Source organism: Mesorhizobium sp. M7A.F.Ca.ET.027.03.2.1 (assembly GCF_003999175.1).
Lineage (GTDB): Bacteria > Pseudomonadota > Alphaproteobacteria > Rhizobiales > Rhizobiaceae > Mesorhizobium.
On record NZ_RZOM01001519.1, the window covers coordinates 1 to 1,010 of the forward strand.

A 1,010-nucleotide genomic window follows, 5' to 3' on the forward strand; every position below is an offset into this window, starting at 1 on the left:
GATCAGATAGCCATGCGCGGCATGCAGTTCGATGAAATCGAAGCCGGCGCGTTCGGCCCGCCTTGCGGCTTCGGCGAAGCGCTCGATCAGTTGCAGGATCTCCTCGTCCTCCAGTGCGTGCGGCACGTTCCAACCGGTGTCGTAGGGGATGGCCGAGGCGGAGACGGTCTGCCAGGGATCCTCGTTTGGCTGCAGTGGCCCGCCGCCTTCCCACGGCTTGCGGTTCGAAGCCTTGCGGCCGGCATGGGCGAGTTGGGAGCCGAATTTCGTGCCGGGTGCGGCGACGCGTCGTGCGGCATCCAGTGCGCGGCGGGCGGCGGCTTCATTGTCTTCGGAATAAAGGCCGAGGCAGCCATGGGTGATACGCCCGCGCCGCTCGACATCGGTCATCTCGACTGTGACCATGCCGGCGCCGGACATTGCGAGGTTCATCCAGTGATGGAGATGCCAGTCACTGGCCGAGCCGTCGTCGGCGGAATACTGGCACATCGGCGCGACGGCGATACGGTTGGGGAAAGTGAGGCCGTCGAGGGTGATCGACTGGAAAAGCGACGCTGTCATGAGAAACTCCGGGAGGGTTCGCAGCTATTTAGGCGACCGATGGCGCCTGCGCCAGACACGAGGCGGTGAAAGGGGTTCTGGACCAATCACTGACGGGATTGCCGAAATGCCGGTTCGCGGATACGCCTCGGCAATGCATGGCGCCCAAAAGTGGCCCGGTTTGGGAGAGCGACATGCATAAAACAGGTGCATAAAGCGCGACGCGCTTTTGCATGGAGACCACGATGGAAGATCGTATTCGCGTCCGTTCGGAGGAAATCCTCTCCGACGACTGGGCCGTCCTGAAGAAGACCGTTCTCGACTACCGCCGGCGCGACGGTCAGTGGGAGACGCAAATCCGCCAGACCTATGATCGCGGCGATGGCGCGGTGATCCTGCCTTACGACCCCTTGCGTTCGACCGTGCTTCTGGTGCGTCAGTTCCGCTATCCCGCCTACGTCACCGGCCAC

General features: G+C 63.2%; 2 pseudogenes. One reads left to right on the forward strand and one right to left on the reverse strand.

The annotated features are described in order from the left end of the window. A pseudogene (locus EN750_RS36110) lies at nt 1–561 on the reverse strand (oxidoreductase); the annotation flags it as partial. A 224-nt stretch (nt 562–785) separates the two neighbouring features. On the opposite strand from EN750_RS36110, the pseudogene EN750_RS36115 reads away from it, so the two are divergent. After that, nucleotides 786–1,010: pseudogene (locus EN750_RS36115) on the forward strand (GDP-mannose pyrophosphatase); the annotation flags it as partial.